Below are 18,484 nucleotides of genomic sequence, written 5' to 3' on the forward strand. Positions count from 1 at the left end.
CCCTGAGCGCTGCCCGGCTCCCGAATTCCGAGTTCCGGAGCCTTTCGTGCACTTCTGCTGTGATGTCACCGGCCGGTGGTCGGTGTGAATCGTCGTGTTCTCGTGGCGGCGGCCGTGCTGCTGTCGTCGTTGTCGTTCCCGTTGACCATCACCGGCGCTTCGGTGGCGTTGCCCGACCTCACGGGTGACCTGAACGCCTCGCCGACCGGCGCGCAGTGGGTCGTCACCGGGTACAACCTGTGCTTCGCCGCGTTCCTGGCGTTCGGCGGTTCGCTCGCCGACGCGCTGGGGCGGCGGAAGCTCTACGTCGTCGGGGTGTCCGCGTTCCTGGTCGGCAGCGCGTCGTGCGCCGTCGCGGGGGACGTCGGGGTGCTGGTCGCGGCACGGCTGGTCGCCGGGGTCGGGGCCGCTGTCGCCACCGCGACCGGGCAGTCGTTGCTCGCCTCGGCGTTCGACGGTGCCGCGCGCGCCCGGGTGTTCGGGGCGCTGGGCACCGTGCTGGGGGTCGGGGTGGCGTTCGGGCCCACGCTGTCGGGGTTCCTGGTGGACCTGGCCGGCTGGCGGGCGGTGTTCTGGGCGCCGGCGGTGCTCGCCGGGCTCGCCTTGGCGCTGTGCCCCGGGCTGCCGGGCGGACGCGGCACCGGGCAGCGGGTCGACCGGGGTGGCGGCGTGCTGTTCACGGTCGCGCTCGGCGCGGTGATCTGGGTGTTCGTGGAAGCCCCGGCGCTCGGGATCGGGCACCCGGCGGTGCTCGCGGTGGCGGTGGTCGCGGTCGTGGCCGGTGGCGGGTTCGTGCGGGTCGAACGGCGGGCGGGTGTGCCGGTGTTCGACTTGGCGCTGCTCGGCGACCGGGCGTTCCTCGGCTACTCGCTGGTGGCCGCGACCATGATGGGGCTGCTCGTCCCGCTGCTGGTCTACCTGCCGTCGTACCTCATCGACGTGGTCGGGCTCGACCCGGCGCGGGCCGGGCTGTGGATGCTGGTGCTGACCGTCCCCTCGGTGCTGCTCCCGCCGGTCGGCGCGGCCGTCGCGAAGCGGTCGCCCCGACTGCTGTCCACCGGCGCGGTCACGATCACGTCGGCGGGGGTGGTCGGGCTGGTGACGATCGGGCCGGACGGCGCGCCGTGGCTGCCGCTGCTGGTCACCGGCATCGGCGTCGGGCTCACGACGGGGGTGGTCGACGGGCTGGCGCTGTCGGGCGTGCCCGCCGACCGGGCGGGGACGGCCGCGGGGCTGGTCAACACCGCCCGGCTCACCACCGAGACCGTCGCGCTGGCGACGGTCGGCTCGGCGTTGACGGCGCTGAGCGGCGGCCCGCTCGCCGGGCCCGGTTTCACCGACGCGCTGCGGGTCGTGGTCGTCGTGTCGGGGTGCGCCGGGTTCGTGGCGGCGCTCGGCGCGAACGCGTTGCTGCGGCGGCGGATCAGCCGGTGAGGTGCCGGTGGAGGTGGTCGGTCAGCGCGGCGTGGGTCTCGGGGTCGAAGGCGACCAGGCGGACCAGCGCCACGTCGGTGTCGGCGGCGGCGACGGCCGTCACGGCGATGCGGGCGGCCTCCTCCACCGGGAAGCCGTGGACGCCGGTGGCGATGGCGGGGAAGGCGACGCTGCGCACGCCCAGTTCGTCGGCGACCTCCAGGCTGCGGCGGTAGCACGAGACCAGCACGTCGGCTTCGCCGCGGCCGCCGCCCTCCCACACCGGACCGACGGTGTGGATCACGTGCTGGACGGGCGGGGGCAGGTCGAACGCCGGGGTGGCGATCGCGTCGCCGGGCGCGCAGGGCGCGACCCTCGCCCCGGCCTCGGCCAGCCGCGGCCCGGCCGCCCGGTGCACGGCCCCGTCCACCCCGCCGCCGCCCAGCAGCGACTCGTTCGCCGCGGTGACGACGGCGTCGACGGCCTGGCGGGTGATGTCGCCCTGAACCACTTCGATCGTGACCATCCGCCCAGCATCCGGCACCGGCGGCCGGTTCCCGCCGCTGTTTCGCGGTCGGCGTGTGCCGCAGGGCACCAAGACTGCCAACCAAGTCCATTGTGGACGGTCTAAAGCCAGCCGTTGTCGTGGGCGGTCAAATAAGCCTCGGCACGGCTCGTCGCGCCGAGTTTCGCCACCGCCGCCGACAGATAGTTGCGCACGGTCCCCTGGGACAGGTGGGTCTTGCGGGCGATCGCGGCGACCGGGGTGTCGTACTCGGCCAGCCGCAGCACCTCCAGTTCGCGCGGGGTCAGCGGGCACGGCGGGGTGGTCAGGGCGTCGGCGGCCAGGGCCGGGTCGACGTACCGGCCGCCCGCGTGCACCCGGCGGATCACGTCGGCCAGCGTGCCGCCGGGAGAACCCTTGGGCAGGAACGCTTTCGCGCCCGCCGACAGCGCCCGGTGCAGGTGCGGCGGCTTGCCCCGGCCGGTCAGGATCACCACCGCGCACGCGGGCGCGTCCCGGGTCAGCGCCTCGGTCACCTCGAAGCCGTCCAGCAGCGGCAGCTGGAGGTCGACCACGGCGACGTCCGGGCGGTGGGCGAGGGTCTGCGCCACGGCCGCGCGACCGTCCGCCGCGTGGGCCACCACCTCGATGTCGGGTTCCAGGCCCAGCAGCGCGGCCACCGCGACCCGGATCAGCTCCTCGTCGTCGGCCAGCAGCACCCGGATCACGTCGGCACCGTCGCCACCAGCGTGAACACCCCGTCCTCCTGCCCCGCGACCAGTGTGCCGCCCGCGCCCGCGAGCCGGTCGGACAGGCCGTCCAGGCCCGTCCCCCGGCCCTTGGTGCCCGGTGCGCCGTCGTTCGCCACGGTCAGCCGGACGACGTCCGCGCCGCACACGACCTCGACCGTGCACCACCGCGCCCGGCTGTGCCGCAGCACGTTCGTGCCCGCCTCCCGCAACGCCCACGACAGTTCACGGGCGGCCGGCGGCAGTTCGTCCGGGAGGGTCACCGTGCACCGGACGCCCGCCGAGGTCAACACCTGCTCGATCGCCGACGCCTGGTCGGCGAGGTCGACGGCGCGGTAGCCGTCGACCGCGTCCCGCAAATCGACCAGGGCGGACGCGGCCAGCGCGCGGGCCTCGCCCGCCTCGCCAGCGGCCCGGGACGCGTCCACCGGGGCCAGCCGCTCGGCGAGTTCGGCCTTCAGCGCTATCACGGTCAGCCGGTGGCCGAGCAGGTCGTGCACGTCCCGGGCGAACCGCAGCCGCTCCTCGATCACGGCCAGCCGGGCCCGCGCCTCCCGCCCGTCCTGCGCCTGCACGACCAGGTCCCACAGCCACACCGGCAGCACGTGCGCCAGCGCCAGCCCGGAGCCGACACCCACGGCGATCAGCGCGCCGTGCGGCGGGTAGCTCGCGAGGACGACCGACGCGCCGACCGCGCCGACCGCCACCGCCCACCACCGCCGGGCGAGCACCGGGGCTGTGCCGACCAGCGACGCGCCCACCCACGCCCACGTCTCCCAGCGGCCGAGGGCGATCGGCGCGAGCAGCGGCACGGTCAGCGCGGTCGCCACCGCGAACGCCACCGTCCACCCGGTGCGCCCGCGCCGGGACACGGTCGCGTAGAGGACGCCGGCGTGCGTCACGGTGAACAGCAGGAGGCCGACCGCCCCGAACACGACCCGCGTCGACCGGGTCTCCAGCAGCAGGCCGATCCCGGGACCGATCAGGCTGGTCGACCAGGCCACGCCCAGCGACAGCAACGTCAGCACGCGCGCACGGCGCACCGCCTGCCCCCTCACCACGCGAGCGACACCCCCACGAACGCGTCGACCACGACGCAGCCGAGCGCGTACCACCGGGGCACGACCAGGTTCGCGCGGTAGTGGACCAGGTCCCAGGCCGCGTGCGCCAGCCACCCGGCGGCCACGACGTACCGGCCGACGTCCGGGTCGAGCAGCAGCGCCGTGCCGGCCAGCGCCCCGAACACCAGCACGCCCGCCGCCTGCGCCGCGAGCACCGCCGGCCGCCGGGAGAACCCGCGGCACAGGCCGATCACCAGGTACGCCAACGCGCACGCGGCCAGGCCCCACGTGCCGAAGCCGGTCCAGTCGTCGTCCCCGTCGGCGACGAGCGCGATGCCCAGGCCGGTCGAGACGGCCAGCGAGATCAAGGATGAGCGGTTCATGTGGACCACGGTGGTGCCGGTGCGGCACAACCGGAACGTGCGCGGTGTCATCGACGACCCGTGCGGATCGCACGGTCGGGACGTGACGGGTCAGGCGTAGGTGGCGGCCGACGCGCGCAGGGCTGCCGCACACGCGGCGATCGCCGGGTGGTCGGCGGTGCCGCGCCGGTAGGCCAGCCGGGTGCGGCGGCGGATCGGCAGCGGGATCAGCCGGACGCCGGCGGGCGGGTCGGTGGCGGCCAGCCGGGGCACCAGCGACACGCCCTGGCCGGCGGCGACCAGCGCCAGCACGGTGGTGTAGTCGTCGGCGTGGTGGCGGGTGCGCGGGGTGAAGCCGGCGTCGTGGCAGACCTGCGCGGCCACGGCGTGGCAGAGCGTGCCGGGGCTGCCCATGATCCACGCGGCGTCCCGGAAGTCCGCGGGCGTGCCGGCCGCGCCGGACGTGGCCAGGTAGACGGTCTCCTCCAGCAGGGGCACGCTCTCCAGCGCCGGGTCCGGGCCGACCGGGTGGGTGTCGTAGTCCTGGAGCAGTCCGGTGTCCAGCCGCCGGTCGCGCAGCGCGGCCGGGACGTCCACCGGGTCCAGTTCGGTGACCATGAGCTCCAGCCCGGGGTGCCGGCGGCCGAGTTCGACCAGCGCGGGCGGCAGGACCGTGCGCACGGCGGTCGGGAACGCGCCGATGCGCAGCGGCCCGGTCAGGCCGCCGGCGAACGCGGCGAGCGCCGCCGCGGTCCGCTCCAGCGCGGTCAGCACGCTCTCCGCGTGCCGGACCAGCACGTCACCGGCGGCGGTGAAGGCGACCCGGCGGCCGGTGCGCTCCAGCAGCGGGACGCCCGCCTCGCGTTCCAGCGTGGACAGCTGCTGGGAGACCGCGGACGGCGTGTAGGTGTGGGCGTGGGCGACGGCGGCGATCGTGCCGAGGCGGTGCAGGTCGCACAGGAGTTGCAGGCGGCGGACGTCGAGCATCGGCTCAGCTTACGGTTCACGTCAGATACGTGAACTGGACCTTACGGAGATTGGGCTGGATCCTGGTCCTCATGACGCTCTCGGGGGTATACGTCCCACTGGTCACGCCGTTCGACGCCGCCGGCGGGATCGCGCTCGACGCCGTGGAACGCCTGGCGCACGAGGTGCTGGACGACGGTGCGGCCGGGATCGTCGCGCTGGGCACCACCGGCGAACCCGCCTCGCTGACCGCCGACGAGCGGCGCGGGGTGCTCGACGTGGTGGGCGGGGTGTGCCGGGAGCGGTCCGCGCCGCTGGTCGTCGGCGCGAGCACCCAGGACGCGCTCGACGCGCTGGCGGGCACCGGGGCCACCGCCGCGCTGGCCGTCGTGCCGCCGTTCGTCCGGCCGGGCGAGGACGGCGTGGTCGCCCACTTCGCGCACCTCACCGGGCCGGTGCCGCTGGTCGTCTACCACATCCCCTACCGGACCGGGCAGGCGTTGTCGGCCGGCGCGCTGCGCCGGATCGCCGCGCTGCCGCACGTCATCGGCGTCAAGCACGCGGTCGGCGGGATCGACGCGGACACCGTCGACCTGCTCGCCGACCCGCCCGCCGACTTCGCCGTGCTGGGCGGCGACGACCTGTTCATCTCGCCGCTGCTCGCGCTCGGCGCGCAGGGCGCGATCCTGGCGTCCGCGCACTTCGCCACCAAGTCGTTCGTCGAGCTGGTCGACGCGTGGCGCACCGACCCGGTCCGCGCGCGGGAGCTGGGCGGGCGGCTGGCCGCGCTGTCCAACGCCGTGTTCACCGCGCCCAACCCGACCGTGGTCAAGGCGCTGCTGCACGCCCAGGGCCGCATCCCGACGCCGGACGTCCGGCTGCCGCTGCTGGCCGCCGACCCCGCGCTGGTGGCCGAGGCGGTGCGGATCAGCCAGGGCTGGTGACGGTCACCCGCCAGTCGCTGTCGATCACCGCCGGCGCGCCGCCCGGCCTGAGCACCCGCAGCACCTCGCGCAGGCCGGGTTCGCAGTCGGGCGGGAAGAAGCAGGCAAACCGGGCGGGCACGACCCGTCGGGCAGCGGGATGTGCTCGGCGGACCCGGCGAGCACCCGGCCCGCGTCGGCGTAGCGGGGCAGCCGGAACCGGTGCCGCAGACCAGGTCCGGCAAGGTCCGGCCGGTCCAGTCGGTGCGCAGCGCGGCCCAGAGCGCGCCGGACGGGTCGACGGCCTCGTTCTCCCGCTCGTACAGGCCGGGGTGGCCGGCGATGTCCGGCGTGCGGGCGAAGTCCGGGAGCGCGGGCAGGCCCGCCGGCAGCGCCGCCATCGCGGAACCGGGCAGCGCCGGGTTCTCGGCCAGGCCGCGCGGCACGCCGACGGGGTCGGGGCGGCGGGGTCCGGCGGGGGCTGGTCCACGGCCCCGGATCGCAGCCGGCCGCAAGAAGTCGTCCCCGGCGTGTCGAGAACGGCCGGCCGGCTTCTACTTCACGGGTGGAAGGTCCCTCAAGCCGGGAGGTTCGCCATGTCCTACCCCACCGACCCGCGGGTCGACGACTACATCGACGCGCTGCCGCAGTGGCAGCGGGAGATCTGCCGCGCGGTGCGCGACCTGGTGCACGAGGCCGACCCCGACGTGGTCGAGACGATCAAGCGGACCAACCGGCCGTACTTCGTGCTCGACGGCAACGTCTGCGCGCTGCTCGCGGCGAAGACGCACGTCAACGTGTTCCTGTACGACGGGGCGATGGTGCCGGACCCGGAGGGCATCATCACCGCCGGGCACGACAACAAGACCGCGCGCACGGTGGCGTTCCGGCGCGACGAGCCGATCAACGCGCCCGCGCTGGTCGCCATGTTCCGGCAGATCATCGCGAACAACCGGGCGGGCGGGTGGCGCAAGCTCAAGCGCGACGCGGCCTCCGGGTGATCACCTGTATGTTGCCGGGCGTGGAGGTCGAGATCTACACCGACGGCGCGTGCAGCGGCAACCCCGGTCCGGGCGGGTGGGGCGCGGTGCTGCGGTACGGGCAGCACGAGAAGGACCTGTACGGCGGCGACGCCGGGCCGACCACCAACAACCGGATGGAGCTGATGGCACCCATCCAGGCGTTGGAGAGCCTGACCCGGCCCTCCGTGGTGCGGATCTACACCGACAGCACCTACGTGCGCAACGGCATCACGTCGTGGATGGCGAAGTGGGCGGCCAACGGCTGGCTGACCAGCGCGAAGCAGCCCGTGAAGAACGCCGACCTGTGGCGTCGGCTGGGTGAGGCCGCCGCACGGCACGAGGTCGAGTGGCACTGGGTGAAGGGCCACGCGGGGCACGTCGACAACGAGCGCGCCGACCAGCTCGCGGTGCGCGGCGTGCGCGAGGTCTCGGGCCGCTAGACCGACGCCGGGCCGGCGCACGAGTCACAGCTCCGCGCGTCCTGCCCGATGGGCAGCCCGGGTCACAGCCAGCCGTTGTCGTGCGCGGTCGCGAAGGCGTCCTGCCGGCCGGTCGCGCCGAGCTTGCCCACCACGGTCGACAGGTAGTTGCGCACGGTCCCGACGGACAGGCCCATCCGGTGGGCGACCTCGGTCACCGGCGTGTCGTACTCGGCCTGCCGCAACACCTCCAGCTCCTGCGGGGTCAGCGGGCACGCGGGCGGCAGCAGGGCGTGGACCGCGATCGCCGGGTCGACGTACCGCCCGCCGCCGTGCACCGTCCGGATCACGTCGGCCAGCGCGCCGGCCGGTGACCCCTTGGGCACCAGGCCCTTCGCGCCGACGGCCAGCGCGCGCCGCGGGTGCGGCGGCCGGCCCGGCCCGGTCAGCACGACGACCGCGCAGGCGGGCAGCGCGCGGGCCAGGTCGGCGGCCACCTGGTAGCCGTCCCGGCCGGGCATCACGGCGTCGACCACGGCCACGTCCGGCCGGGTCGCCACCGCCGCCGTCACCGCCGACTCGCCGTCCGCCGCCAGCGCCACGACCTCCAGGTCGATCTCCAGCCGCAGCAGCGACGCCAGCGCGATCCGCACGAGGTCCTCGTCGTCGGCGACCAGCACCCGGATCAAGACGGCCTCCTCCAGACCGGGTACGCCGACCGGGCCGGGTCGATCGTGCATCACCGGGAGCGGTTGCGGACCGTTCAGTTGCCGGTCCCGGGGTTATTGCCAGACCCCGGCCAGCCGCCGCATCCCCTCGGTGATCCGCTCGACGGTGTTGGTGGTGAACGACAGCCGCAGGGTCGCCGGGTCCGGGGTGGTGGCGTAGAAGGACGCGCCGGGCACGAACGCCACGTCCCGGGCGAGCGCCGAGGCCGGCGCGTCGGCGGTGTCGACCTCGCCGGGCAGGGTGACCCAGACGAACATGCCGCCGTCCGGGTCGGTCCACCGGGAGCCGTCCGGGACGGCGCCGGGCAGGGCGGCGATCATCGCGTCCCGGCGTTCCTTATAGGCCGCGCACAGCGTTCGGACGTGCGCGGACAGGTCGTTGGCGGCCAGGTAGGCGGCGGCCGCGGCCTGGTCGACGGCGGAGGTGTGCAGGTCGGCGGCCTGCTTCACGACCGCGAGCGGGCGCAGCAGCCCGGCGGGGGCGCGCAGCCGGCCCAGCCGCAGGCCGGGCGCGCCGATCTTGGAGAAGCTGCCCAGGTGCAGCACCCGCTCGCTCGTCGAGGCCGGCGCGGGCACGTGCTCGCCCCGGTACCGCAGTTCGCCGTACGCGTTGTCCTCCACCACCCACAGGCCGTGCCGGTCGGCGAGCGCGGCGACCTCGGTCCGGCGCTCGGCGGTGAGCGTGCGGCCGGTGGGGTTGGCGAAGGTCGGCACCAGGTAGAGCAGTTCGGGCCGTTCGCGGTCGATCACCTCGGCCGGCGCCGCCGGGACCACGCCCCGCTCGTCGCTCGCGACCGACACCACCCGCGCGCCGGCGAGCTGGAACGCCTGCAGCGAGCGCCGGGTCACCGCCGTGTCGAACGCGGCGCGCAGGCCGTCGAGGTCGAACAGCTCGGGAGGGGGCAGGCCGCCGGCGAACGAGATCACCTCGGGCCGCGCGGTGAGCGCGAGCAGGTCGCGGACGGGTGAGCCGGCGACGGTTCGGGGCATGGTGGTTCCTCGGGACTGGAGGAGCGGGGGTCGCGGTCGTGCCGCGGGAGTCGGGCCGCCCGGGGTGGGGGACGCCCACGACCAGCCTGATCGACGCGTATATGCCCATACGGCTATATTGCCGTCATGGAATCTACGTTCGCGGTGCTGGCGGACCCGCACCGCCGGCAGATCCTCGACGTGCTGCGCGGGGGCGAACGGCCGGTCAACGACCTGGTGGACCGGCTCACGCTGACCCAGCCGACGGTCTCCAAGCACCTCAAGGTGCTGCGCGAGGCCGGACTGGTGGAGGTCCGGCGGGAGGCGCAACGCCGGTGGTACCGGCTGTGCCCGCAACCGCTGGCCGCCGTCGACGCGTGGCTCGCGCCCTACCGGCTGCTGTGGGAGCACAGCCTCGACGCCCTGGAACGACGACTGGACGGGATGGACCGATGAGCGCCGAACTGCGACGGGTCGACGGCAAACCGGTGCTGCGCTTCGAGCGCGTGCTGCGGCACCCGCGGCACAAGGTGTGGCGGGCGGTGACCGACCCGGCCGAGTTCAAGCACTGGTTCCCGGCCGAGGTGACCGTCGACGGGACCACCCTGCGGTTCACGTTCCCCGATTCCGAGAGCGCCGGCGAGGTGCTCGAACTCGACCCGCCGAACGTGTTCGCGTTCCGCTGGAACTCCGACGTGCTGCGGTTCGAACTGCGGCCGCACGACGAAGGCTGCCTGCTGGTCTTCACCCACGCGCTGGACGCCGAACCGGCCGCCGGCCGCACCGCCGCGGGCTGGGACACGTGCCTCACCGCGCTGGACGCGTCCCTCGACGGCCGCACCGCCGAGCCGCCGACCGACTGGCTCGGCCCGATGGAGCGCTACGTCCGCGCGTTCGGCCTGGACCGGGGCCGCGTCGAGGACGGTCTCGTGCGGTTCGTCCGGGACCTGGTGTGGACGCCGCTGGGCGAGGTGTGGGAGTTGTTCACGGCGGGCGCGCCCGGACTGCCGGCCCACGCCACCACCCCGCACGTCCCGCCCGGCCCGGTGATCGCCGTCGACCCGCCCCGGCTGCTGGAGTTCGCCTCGCCGACCGGGACCGTGCGCTGGGAGTTCCGGCACGACCCGGACAGCGGCACGTCCGTCGAGCTCACCCACGCCGTCACCGATCCGGCGTTCACGCCCACCGCGCTCGCCGGCTGGCACGTGCGGCTGGAACTGCTGTTCGCGGCGACGTTCGGCGAGCACCGTCCGTGGCCCGAGGACCGGTTCGCCGAACTGGAGCGCCGCTACGGCAGTTGACCGTCCAGCCGGGCCAGGTGGTCGCGGCCGTAGCGCCCGTTCTCCAGACCGTCGTGCAGCACCGCCGGCAGGTCGGCGACCACCCGCGACGACGTGGCCGCGGCGGCGAGCGCGACGGTCGCGACCGTGTCCACGTCCCCGGTGAACGCGACGCACGCCCGCAGGACACCGCTCGCCGACCCGTGCCCGGCGAGCGCGGTCAGCGCCGCCCGCACGCTCATCACACCCTTCGACCCGACCTTGCCCTCCCACGGCCGCGCCCACACCGGCGAGCCCAGCCGGTCCGCGATCCAGCCGCCGACCTCGGCCACCGGGCCCAGGTCGTACCGGCAGTAGTGCACGGCGAGCGCGGCGGCCGATGCGGACGCCACCCCGTCCGGCGTGTCGTGCGTGACGCGGGCCTGCACCTCGGTGTGGAGCAGCACCTCGTCCACCGAGGGCAGCAGACCCAGCGGTGCCGCGCGCATCGCCGCGCCGCTCTTGTCGCTGTCCGGCCGGATGCGGGCCAGGAAGTCCGCGCCGGTTCGGACCTCGCGCAGGAACGCCTGGAAACCCCGCGCGTAGCCGTCGCGCGGGTCGCGGTGGAACGCGTCCACGAACCGTTCCGCGATCGCCGGCGGCGTCCAGGGGCCGCCGTCGACCAGCAGTTCGGCCAGCGCGAGCGTCATCTGGGTGTCGTCGGTGTACGCGCCGGGCGCGATCCCGAGGTGCGTGGGGTGCTGCACGTACCCCGCGAGCGTGTTGTGCGCGGCGACGAAATCGGCGGCGGCGTACTCGAAGCCCGCGCCGTACGCGTCCCCGATAGCGAGTTCGACCAGCATGACCGGATGATGCCCGCCGAACGGCCCACTGTCCCGGCTTTCGACCACGCCGGGGGTTCTGCCTCGGGGTGCGCCGGATTGATTCGAATGGCCGCAGCAGAACGGCTGAACCGCCCGCCGCCATTCACACCCGACACCTTGTTGAACCCGCGCTGCCGCTGCTCAGGCCCAGGTCGCGGGCCCGCCGAAAGTCGGCCTAACGTGGCGCTATAACCGGATCGGTATATCCCTTTTACCACATTTGGGTGGTACGAATTTCGTGACCAAAGACACCCTGTGCGCGAGAAATCGCGTGTCTTCGGAATCGAGGAACCTTGCGAATCACCAGGTTGATCCCTGCGATCGCAGCCGCTGCCCTCTCGTTGCTGACCCTCGTCCCGTCCGCGTCGGCCGCGCCGGCCAACATGGACGGTGGCGTCACGCCGTACATCATCGGCGGCGGGTACGCGACGAACGCTCCCTGGGCGGCTCGACTGTTCTCCAACGGCCGGCAGACCTGCTCGGCCACCATCATCGCGCCCCTGTGGATCCTGACCGCCAGGCACTGCGTGAGCGGCGGCGGGCTGTCCTTCCGGATCGGCAGCCTGGACCAGACCAGCGGCGGCACGATGGCCAACGGCGTCCAGACCGTCACCCACTCCTCGGACCTCGCGCTGGTCAAGCTCGACCGCTCGGTGTCCGCGACCTACGCGCGGCTCGCCGCGTCCTCGCCGGGCGCCGGCACCTCGGTGCAGGTCTACGGCTGGGGCGCGACCTCCCGGTGCGGCTCCGAGATCAACTGCCAGTCGCAGCGCCTGAAGGTCGCGAACGTGACCGTGTCCGGCTCCTGCACCGACGCCTACGGCGGCACCGCGGTGTGCGCCCGCCGGGGCGACGGCATCACCGCCGGCGGTGACTCCGGCGGCCCGATGATGTACAACGGCCAGCAGATCGGCGTGGCCTCCACGAGCGACCGGCAGACCACCACCGCGTACACCAACGTGACCCGGTACCGCTCCTGGATCCAGTCCGTCGCCGGGGTCTGATCCCCGCACCCGGACGGCCCGCCCGCACGGCCTCGACGGCGAACCCGGCCGTGCGGGTGGGCTCCCCACCCGCACCTGACGAAGGCCCACGACCCGGCGCGATCCGGGTCGTGGGCCTTCGCGCCGGTCCAGGTCACCGGCACCTCACCGTCAGCTCTTGCGCCTGCGCCCCAACAGCACCAGCACCACCGTGCCACCGGCCAGCAGCAGACCGCCGACCACCACCGACCAGCCGACGTTCGCCCCCGTCTGCGCCAGGTCGTCCGAACCCGAACCGACCACGTCCGTCGTGGTCGTCGGCCCGACCGTCGTCCCCGTCCCACCCGCCACCGTCGTGGACGACGTGGTCGCCCCGATCGTCGTCGTGGTCGTCGTCGTACTGCCCGGCCCACCCGAAGTAGTGGTCGGCCCGGTAGTCGTCGTCGTGGTCGTCGGTTCCGTCGTAGTAGTGGTCGTCGTCGTCGTGGTCGTCGTGGTGGTCGGCTCCGTCGTCGTAGTCGTCGGCTCGGTGGTCGTGGTCGTAGTGGTCGGCTCCGTCGTCGTGGTCGTCGGTTCCGCAGTAGTAGTTGTCGTCTGCTGCGCGCAGCTCGGCAGGTCGCCGTTGAACGGGTACGCGTGGAACTCCTGGCCGCCACCGGTGTTCGCACCGCCGTGGGTCAGCGAGCCCGCCGAGAAGAACCGGCCGTTCAGACCCGGCACGGTCACCGTGGTCATGCTGGCCGGGTTGCCCACCAGCACGCTGCCCTGGAACTGGGCGCTGCCGTTGACGCCCGCCGCCGTGGCGTCCGGGAAGTTCCACAGCAGCCGCTCGCGCAGCGCGTTGACCGGGCCGCCGTCGGCGAGCTCCCCGGTGAAGGTGACGATCTTGCGGTCCGCGCCGAGCATGTTGACCAGCACCGTCGCGCCGGCCGGGATGCCGGCGAACTCGATGCCCTGCGCGCCGCCGCTCGCGCTCGCGATGTCGAAGTCGACGTTGAACACCTGGAGCGCGGACGTGCCGTCGCCGGTGAGCAGCGTCTGGTAGCCCTGGTTCACGGCGGTGCCGGTGGCCGCGGCGGTCTTGTAGCACTGGCTGGCCGTCGTGAGCTGCGAGGCCAGGTTCGTGTACGGCGCGAACGCGTCCGGGTCGGCGTTGGTGTCGCCGACGACCTGGCCGGTCAACGCGCCGGCGTGGTGCACCACGCCGCCCTCGCCGACCAGCCGCTGATCGGCCACGATGCTGACCCCGCCACCGGTGACCAGGAAGTCCGAGCCGTCCGGCGGCGGCACCCGCGACCCGACGCCGACGATGCCGATGTTGTAGATGGGCGAGCCGCCCGGCGCCTTGTTCTGGTCGAAGTCGCCGCCGACGACCACCAGGCCCTCGGCCTCGGCCGCGCCGAACCGGACCAGCATGTCGCCGCCGACGAAGACGTTGATGCCCTCGTCCCGCCCGGTGAAGCCGTCGTTGTTCACCGGCGGGTGCGTGCCGGGGCACTGCGACCCGACGCACGGACCGAGCCCGCCGGGCAGCGGGTCGGCCGAACCGATCCCTTGGAGACCGACGGCGGCGACCAAGGCCACCGCGCCGAAGACGCCGAGAAGGTGAGCACGCGTGCGGGACATGCGCACGATGCTCTGGGCGCGTCCGCCGGATCGCGCGACAAGACACCCCGGGCTAACCCACAGGGGTAACGAGAACCGCTCGACCGGGTGAAGCGCGATTCACCAAGCGCTCGCTGTCCGCGCAGTTCAGGAGCCGTCCGGCGGCGGGCCGAACTCCGCCCGGACGCCCAGCAGCCGGACCGCCCGGGTCAGCTCGAACTTGGCCAGCGCGGCCAGCGCACCCCGCTCGATCGCCTCGACGTCGTCGGTCGGCACCGGCAGCGTCACGCTCCGGGTGGCGGTGAAGAACGGGACGAACCGGACCTTCACCGCCACCCGCAGCGCGGGCCGCCCCTCCGCCCGCACGTCCAGCGCCACCCGCCGCGCGATCACCAGCACCTGCTCCCGGACGTCCGCCGGGTCCGCCAGGTCCTGCTGGAACGTGGTCTCCCGGGACCGGGACCGCGCCACCCACGGCGTCGCGCTCACCTCCGTCTCGCCCGCACCCAGCCCCAGCCGGCGCAGGTGGGGCCCGATGGCCGGGCCGAACCGGAGGGCCAGCGCGTCCGGGTCGGCCCGGCCCAGGTCGGCGACCGTGCGCACGCCCAGTTCGGCGAGCTTGGCCGAGGTCCGACCGCCGATCCCCCACAGCGCCGCCACCGGCCGGTCGGCCATCACCTCGACCCAGTTGTGCTTGGTCAGCCGGTAGATCCCGGCGGGTTTGGCGAAGCCGGTGGCGAGCTTGGCGCGCAGCTTGTTGTCCCCGATGCCGACCGAGCAGGACAGGCCGGTCTCCTCCTCGACACGGTCCCGGACCAGCGCGGCCAGCGCCTCCGGGTCGTCGGTGCGCGCGCCCAGGAACGCCTCGTCCCAGCCGATCACCTCGACCACCACCGGCAGTTCCCGCAGCACGTCCATGACCCGCGCGGACACCGCCTCGTACGCGGGGCCGTCGGACGGCAGGAACACCGCGTCCGGGCACTTCTTCACCGCCACCTTGAGCGGCATCCCCGAGTGCACGCCGAACGCGCGGGCCTCGTAGGACGCGGTCGCCACCACCGCGCGCTCGGTCGGGTCGCCGTTCCCGCCGACGACCACCGGTCTGCCCCGCAGCTCGGGCCGGCGCGCGACCTCGACCGCCGCGATGAACTGGTCGAGGTCCACGTGCAGCACCCAGTCCTGTTCGGACACGTCCACCAGTATGTGCGTGAAATGCTGTTCGCGTGACCCCGGAGGAACTCGCCCACCTGCGGCGGGCCCGCGACCTGATGGACCGCGAGTACGCCCGCCCGCTGGACGTGCCCGCGATGGCGCGCACCGCGCTGATGTCCGTGTCGCACTTCGCCCGCCAGTTCAAGATCGCGTACGGCGAGACCCCCTACAACTACCTGATGACCCGCCGCATCGAACGGGCCAAGGCGCTGCTGCGGCGCGGCGACCTGAGCGTCACCGAGGTCTGCGTCGAGGTCGGCTGCACGTCGCTCGGCTCGTTCAGCACCCGCTTCACCGAGCTGGTCGGCGAGTCGCCGAGCGCCTACCGGGCCCGGGACCACTCGGCCACCGCCGGGGTGCCCGGGTGCTGGGCGAAATCCGCGTCCAGACCGAGCAGAGTTCGAGAAGCGCGACGCTGACCAGCGGGGATAGGTTTCCCGCCATGAGCATCAAGTTCTCCCACACCTTCATCCACGTGCACGACCAGGACGAGGCGCTGGCCTTCTACCGCGACGTCCTCGGCCTGGAGGTGCGCACCGACACGCCGTTCGACTCGTGGCGCTGGCTCAGCGTCGGCCCGCCCACCCAGCCCGACGTCCAACTGGTGCTGTGCGCGCCGGAGATGGGCCGTTCCCCGCAGGACGCCGAGGTCGTCCGGACCCTGATGGCCAAGGGCGCGCTGGACAGCGCGATCTTCCAGGTCGACGACCTCGACGCGACGTTCGAGCGGATCCGCGCGACCGGCGCGGAGGTCGTCCAGGAGCCGATCGACCAGTTCTACGGCGTGCGCGACTGCGCGTTCCGCGACCCGTCCGGCAACCAGCTCCGGTTCTCCGCCAAGCGCGCGTGATGCGTGCGGGCTGCCTTCCGTGACACGATCGAACCCGTGGAAGGCAGCCCCCGCGACCGCGACGACACCGGCCGAGCCCGCAACGCCCGTCCCCGCGACGGCCTGGGCCGCCCCCTCCCGTACGGCGCGCCGGGCGTCGAACGCCAACCCGAGGGCGTGCCCCGCCCGCCGGACGAGGCCCTGGCCGAAGCGCAACGCCTGCTGGACGACGGCAAACCGTTCCACGCCCACGAAGTCCTCGAAGACGCGTGGAAGACCGCTCCCGAACCGGAACGCGAACTCTGGCGGGGCCTGGCCCAACTGGCCGTCGGCCTGACCCACCTGGCCCGCGGCAACGCCAAGGGCGCCCACACCCTCCTCGACCGCGGCGCCCACAACATCGAACCGTTCCGCGACAACCCACCCCACGGCATCGACGTCGCCGGCCTGATCACCTGGGCGGGAACCACCACCCCCACCCCACCCCGCCTGGTAGCCACCCCCTCCACCCCTGGCCCTCACCACCCCTGATCCCCTCCGCTCCCGCGCCCCTCACCTCTCCACCGCCCCCGCGCCGCTCCCACCTCGCGCCGCTCCCACTCCGCGCTGATCGCCCCTCGCGCCCGTCAGCACGCCCACGGGCAGGCCCACCCACCCCCGTCTGGAATGGTCCGCGAAGTTGGGCCGAATGCCTGCTTGGGGCTCCCCACCACGGGGTATCGACAGGACACCTGATTCCCTAGGAGGCTCCTGTGTTCGCGATCATCGCCGCGGTCATCTTCGGGCTCGCACTCCTGCTGGACCTCGCCAACGTCTCGCTCGGCTCCGTGATCGACGGCGGAACCCTGCTCGTGGCCGGTCTGCTGTGCGTGGCGCTGCACCTGGCGGGAGTCGGCACGGGCGCACGCTCGCTCTCGTTCCGCCGCCGCCGGTAAACCCCCACCCCCACCCCCCGAACCTCTCCCACCCCCGAACCTCCCCCTCCTCCCACTCCTCCACTTCGGACGCTCATCCCCCGGCGTCCGAAGTGGAGCAGGGGAGGAGGGGGAGTCCTTTTTGACCAAGCGATTCGCCCCACCAGCCATTAACCTGCGCGCTCATGAACGCGCGTCGGCTGTGGTTCGCCTTCACCGCACTGGTCGTGCTGGTCGGCTTGGTCGTGCAGGTCGTGGTGACCTCGCAGAACACCGCCGGCCGCTTCCCCGACCTCGGCCCGCGCCTGGTCAACCTCTTCTGCTTCTTCACGATCCAGTCGAACGTCCTGGTCCTGCTCACGCACGCCCTCCTCGCCGCCGACCCGGACCGCCCGTCCACCCTCTTCCGCACCCTCCGCCTAGACGGCCTGCTCGGCATCGCGGTGACCGGAGTGGTGTTCCACACCGTGCTCAAGGGCCTCGCCGACCTCGGCGGCGGTGCGGCGTTCGCGGACTTCCTGCTGCACACCGCGTCCCCGGTGCTCTGCGTGGTGGGCTGGCTGGCGTTCGGACCGCGCGGGGCGATCACCGCGCGGGTCATCGGCTGGTCGGTCGTGTACCCGTTGGCGTGGCTGGCTTTCACCCTCGTCCGCGGCGCGATCATCGACTACTACCCGTACCCGTTCGTCGACGTCACCGAACTCGGCTACGGCCGCGTGGCCGTCAACTGCCTGGTGATCTCCGCGCTCTTCCTGGCCCTCGCGTACGGCGCCCTGCACCTCGACCGCCTGCTGACCCGCAACCGACAACCAGCCTGACCAGCCCGCCACCCGTCCCCCAACCCCCACCAACCGTCCCCAGCCCCCATCACTGTCCGAATCGTCCCTACGGCTCCCACCCGCCGGATATGCTCCGCCGGTGATCAGGGTGCTGCGCGACTTCTCGACCGGTGTCGGCTTGTTGGCCAAGGGGTTCGGGCTGGTGTTCCGGTCGCCCAAGCTGCTGCTGATCGGCGCGATCCCCGCGCTGCTCACCACCGTGCTGCTGACCGGCGGCCTGGTGGCGCTCGGCGTGTGGATCAACGACATCGCCGCGTGGGCCACACCGTTCGCCGACAACTGGAACGACGCCCTGCGCAGCGCGACCAGGTTCGCCGCCGGGGTGTCGATCATCGGCGCGTTCCTGGCGATCGGCCTGCTGCTGTTCTCCGCCATCACGCTGATCATCGGCGGCCCGTTCTACGAGCACATCGCCGAGACGATCGAGGACGAGGAGCTCGGCGGCGTGCCCGAGGCGCAGCGGGTGAGCTGGGCGCGCGCGGCGGGCGTCGGCATCCGGGACGCGGTCCTGCTGGTCGGTCTGGCGGTGCTGTGCGCGATCCCGCTGTTCCTGGCCGGGTTCATCCCGGTCGTCGGGCAGACCGTCGTGCCGGTGGTCGCGGTCTGCGTGAACGCCACCCTGCTCGGCATCGAGCTGACCGGCATCCCGTTCACCCGGCGCGGGCTCAAGCTCTCCGTGCGCCGCCGCGTGCTGCGCCAACGCCGCGCCGTCACGCTCGGCTTCGCCGTGCCGACCTACCTGCTGTGCCTCGTCCCGCTGGCCGCGCTGGTGGTGTTCCCGGCGGCGATGGCAGGCGGCACGGTCCTCGCGCACCGCCTGCTCAACAACCAGATCAAGTAGT

Annotated in this window: 24 protein-coding genes; 13 read left to right on the forward strand and 11 right to left on the reverse strand. The window is 73.6% G+C overall.

Features of this window, described 5'->3' with window-relative positions; all coding sequences use genetic code 11:
• Positions 1-84: 84 nt before the first annotated feature.
• Positions 85-1,434 (forward strand): MFS transporter, encoded by a 1,350-nt coding sequence (locus BN6_RS31995; RefSeq protein WP_041318805.1) that lies wholly within the window; start codon positions 85-87, stop codon positions 1,432-1,434.
• Here BN6_RS31995 and BN6_RS32000 read toward each other — a convergent pair.
• The 5 genes from BN6_RS32000 to BN6_RS32020 all read right to left on the reverse strand — a co-directional run bounded on the left by BN6_RS32000 (position 1,424) and on the right by BN6_RS32020 (position 5,077).
• Positions 1,424-1,939 carry an O-acetyl-ADP-ribose deacetylase gene (locus BN6_RS32000; RefSeq protein WP_041314793.1) on the reverse strand — a complete coding sequence of 172 codons (516 nt, stop codon included), beginning with the start codon at positions 1,937-1,939 and terminating at the stop codon, positions 1,424-1,426. The two genes, BN6_RS31995 and BN6_RS32000, sit on opposite strands and share 11 nt — an antisense overlap.
• Positions 1,940-2,040: 101 nt before the next feature.
• Positions 2,041-2,646, reverse strand: a complete 606-nt coding sequence (locus tag BN6_RS32005; protein ID WP_015103990.1) for a response regulator transcription factor — start codon at positions 2,644-2,646, stop codon at positions 2,041-2,043.
• Positions 2,643-3,728, reverse strand: a complete 1,086-nt coding sequence (locus BN6_RS32010; RefSeq protein ID WP_041314796.1) for a sensor histidine kinase — start codon at positions 3,726-3,728, stop codon at positions 2,643-2,645. The genes BN6_RS32005 and BN6_RS32010 overlap by 4 nt, the downstream gene beginning before the upstream one ends.
• The gene (locus tag BN6_RS32015) at positions 3,722-4,111 is read right to left on the reverse strand and encodes a hypothetical protein (RefSeq protein ID WP_051075816.1); all 390 of its coding nucleotides are present in this window, start codon (positions 4,109-4,111) and stop codon (positions 3,722-3,724) included. The genes BN6_RS32010 and BN6_RS32015 overlap by 7 nt, the downstream gene beginning before the upstream one ends.
• Before the next feature lie 90 nt (positions 4,112-4,201).
• Positions 4,202-5,077: a LysR family transcriptional regulator gene (locus BN6_RS32020; protein ID WP_015103993.1), complete on the reverse strand. Its 876-nt coding sequence runs from the start codon at positions 5,075-5,077 to the stop codon at positions 4,202-4,204.
• Positions 5,078-5,148: 71 nt separating this feature from the next.
• Here BN6_RS32020 and BN6_RS32025 point away from each other — a divergent pair, with 71 nt between their 5' ends.
• Positions 5,149-6,000, forward strand: a complete 852-nt coding sequence (locus BN6_RS32025; RefSeq protein WP_015103994.1) for a dihydrodipicolinate synthase family protein — start codon at positions 5,149-5,151, stop codon at positions 5,998-6,000.
• Here BN6_RS32025 and BN6_RS47100 read toward each other — a convergent pair.
• Positions 5,984-6,121 carry a hypothetical protein gene (locus BN6_RS47100; RefSeq protein ID WP_158509471.1) on the reverse strand — a complete coding sequence of 46 codons (138 nt, stop codon included), beginning with the start codon at positions 6,119-6,121 and terminating at the stop codon, positions 5,984-5,986. The genes BN6_RS32025 and BN6_RS47100 overlap by 17 nt on opposite strands.
• Positions 6,122-6,575: 454 nt before the next feature.
• On the opposite strand from BN6_RS47100, the gene BN6_RS32035 reads away from it, so the two are divergent.
• Together BN6_RS32035 and rnhA are read left to right on the forward strand one after the other, a co-directional pair.
• Positions 6,576-6,980 (forward strand): DUF1801 domain-containing protein, encoded by a 405-nt coding sequence (locus BN6_RS32035; RefSeq protein WP_015103995.1) that lies wholly within the window; start codon positions 6,576-6,578, stop codon positions 6,978-6,980.
• Positions 6,981-6,988: 8 nt separating this feature from the next.
• Entirely contained in the window at positions 6,989-7,441 is a 453-nt protein-coding gene (gene rnhA, locus BN6_RS32040) for a ribonuclease HI (RefSeq protein WP_015103996.1), read from the forward strand.
• Positions 7,442-7,503: 62 nt separating this feature from the next.
• On the opposite strand, the gene BN6_RS32045 is transcribed toward rnhA, so the two are convergent.
• Complete coding sequence (locus BN6_RS32045; RefSeq protein ID WP_231905455.1) at positions 7,504-8,100, reverse strand: response regulator transcription factor; 597 nt, start codon at positions 8,098-8,100, stop codon at positions 7,504-7,506.
• A gap of 102 nt (positions 8,101-8,202) precedes the next feature.
• A complete protein-coding gene (locus BN6_RS32050) occupies positions 8,203-9,138 on the reverse strand; it encodes an aminotransferase-like domain-containing protein (protein WP_015103998.1) in 936 nt (311 codons plus the stop codon).
• 126 nt (positions 9,139-9,264) lie between these two features.
• On the opposite strand from BN6_RS32050, the gene BN6_RS32055 reads away from it, so the two are divergent.
• Together BN6_RS32055 and BN6_RS32060 are read left to right on the forward strand one after the other, a co-directional pair.
• Positions 9,265-9,573: an ArsR/SmtB family transcription factor gene (locus BN6_RS32055; RefSeq protein WP_015103999.1), complete on the forward strand. Its 309-nt coding sequence runs from the start codon at positions 9,265-9,267 to the stop codon at positions 9,571-9,573.
• Positions 9,570-10,418: an SRPBCC family protein gene (locus BN6_RS32060; protein WP_015104000.1), complete on the forward strand. Its 849-nt coding sequence runs from the start codon at positions 9,570-9,572 to the stop codon at positions 10,416-10,418. Before BN6_RS32055 ends, BN6_RS32060 begins: the two co-directional genes overlap by 4 nt.
• Here the strand turns inward: BN6_RS32060 and BN6_RS32065 are convergent.
• A complete protein-coding gene (locus tag BN6_RS32065) occupies positions 10,406-11,239 on the reverse strand; it encodes an ADP-ribosylglycohydrolase family protein (RefSeq protein WP_015104001.1) in 834 nt (277 codons plus the stop codon). The two genes, BN6_RS32060 and BN6_RS32065, sit on opposite strands and share 13 nt — an antisense overlap.
• Before the next feature lie 314 nt (positions 11,240-11,553).
• Between BN6_RS32065 and BN6_RS32070 the strand changes: the two genes are divergently transcribed.
• Complete coding sequence (locus tag BN6_RS32070; RefSeq protein WP_015104002.1) at positions 11,554-12,264, forward strand: S1 family peptidase; 711 nt, start codon at positions 11,554-11,556, stop codon at positions 12,262-12,264.
• Between the two features lie 150 nt (positions 12,265-12,414).
• On the opposite strand, the gene BN6_RS32075 is transcribed toward BN6_RS32070, so the two are convergent.
• Together BN6_RS32075 and BN6_RS32080 are read right to left on the reverse strand one after the other, a co-directional pair.
• Positions 12,415-13,869 carry a choice-of-anchor A family protein gene (locus tag BN6_RS32075; protein ID WP_015104003.1) on the reverse strand — a complete coding sequence of 485 codons (1,455 nt, stop codon included), beginning with the start codon at positions 13,867-13,869 and terminating at the stop codon, positions 12,415-12,417.
• 126 nt (positions 13,870-13,995) lie between these two features.
• The gene (locus BN6_RS32080; protein WP_041318816.1) at positions 13,996-15,039 is read right to left on the reverse strand and encodes a DNA polymerase IV; all 1,044 of its coding nucleotides are present in this window, start codon (positions 15,037-15,039) and stop codon (positions 13,996-13,998) included.
• Positions 15,040-15,071: 32 nt separating this feature from the next.
• Here BN6_RS32080 and BN6_RS32085 point away from each other — a divergent pair, with 32 nt between their 5' ends.
• The 6 genes from BN6_RS32085 (at position 15,072) to BN6_RS32110 (ending at position 18,483) form a co-directional block, all read left to right on the forward strand.
• Positions 15,072-15,479 (forward strand): helix-turn-helix transcriptional regulator, encoded by a 408-nt coding sequence (locus BN6_RS32085; RefSeq protein ID WP_015104005.1) that lies wholly within the window; start codon positions 15,072-15,074, stop codon positions 15,477-15,479.
• Between the two features lie 23 nt (positions 15,480-15,502).
• The gene (locus BN6_RS32090) at positions 15,503-15,910 is read left to right on the forward strand and encodes a VOC family protein (RefSeq protein ID WP_041314801.1); all 408 of its coding nucleotides are present in this window, start codon (positions 15,503-15,505) and stop codon (positions 15,908-15,910) included.
• A 36-nt stretch (positions 15,911-15,946) separates the two neighbouring features.
• Positions 15,947-16,420 (forward strand): DUF309 domain-containing protein, encoded by a 474-nt coding sequence (locus tag BN6_RS32095; protein ID WP_041314804.1) that lies wholly within the window; start codon positions 15,947-15,949, stop codon positions 16,418-16,420.
• 221 nt (positions 16,421-16,641) lie between these two features.
• Positions 16,642-16,824: a hypothetical protein gene (locus BN6_RS32100; protein WP_015104008.1), complete on the forward strand. Its 183-nt coding sequence runs from the start codon at positions 16,642-16,644 to the stop codon at positions 16,822-16,824.
• Positions 16,825-16,988: 164 nt separating this feature from the next.
• On the forward strand, positions 16,989-17,621 hold the full coding sequence (locus BN6_RS32105) for a Pr6Pr family membrane protein (RefSeq protein WP_015104009.1): 633 nt from the start codon (positions 16,989-16,991) through the stop codon (positions 17,619-17,621).
• Between the two features lie 109 nt (positions 17,622-17,730).
• The gene (locus BN6_RS32110) at positions 17,731-18,483 is read left to right on the forward strand and encodes an EI24 domain-containing protein (RefSeq protein ID WP_015104010.1); all 753 of its coding nucleotides are present in this window, start codon (positions 17,731-17,733) and stop codon (positions 18,481-18,483) included.
• Position 18,484 lies beyond the last annotated feature (1 nt).

The organism is Saccharothrix espanaensis DSM 44229 (assembly GCF_000328705.1).
GTDB classification, from domain to species: domain Bacteria; phylum Actinomycetota; class Actinomycetes; order Mycobacteriales; family Pseudonocardiaceae; genus Actinosynnema; species Actinosynnema espanaense.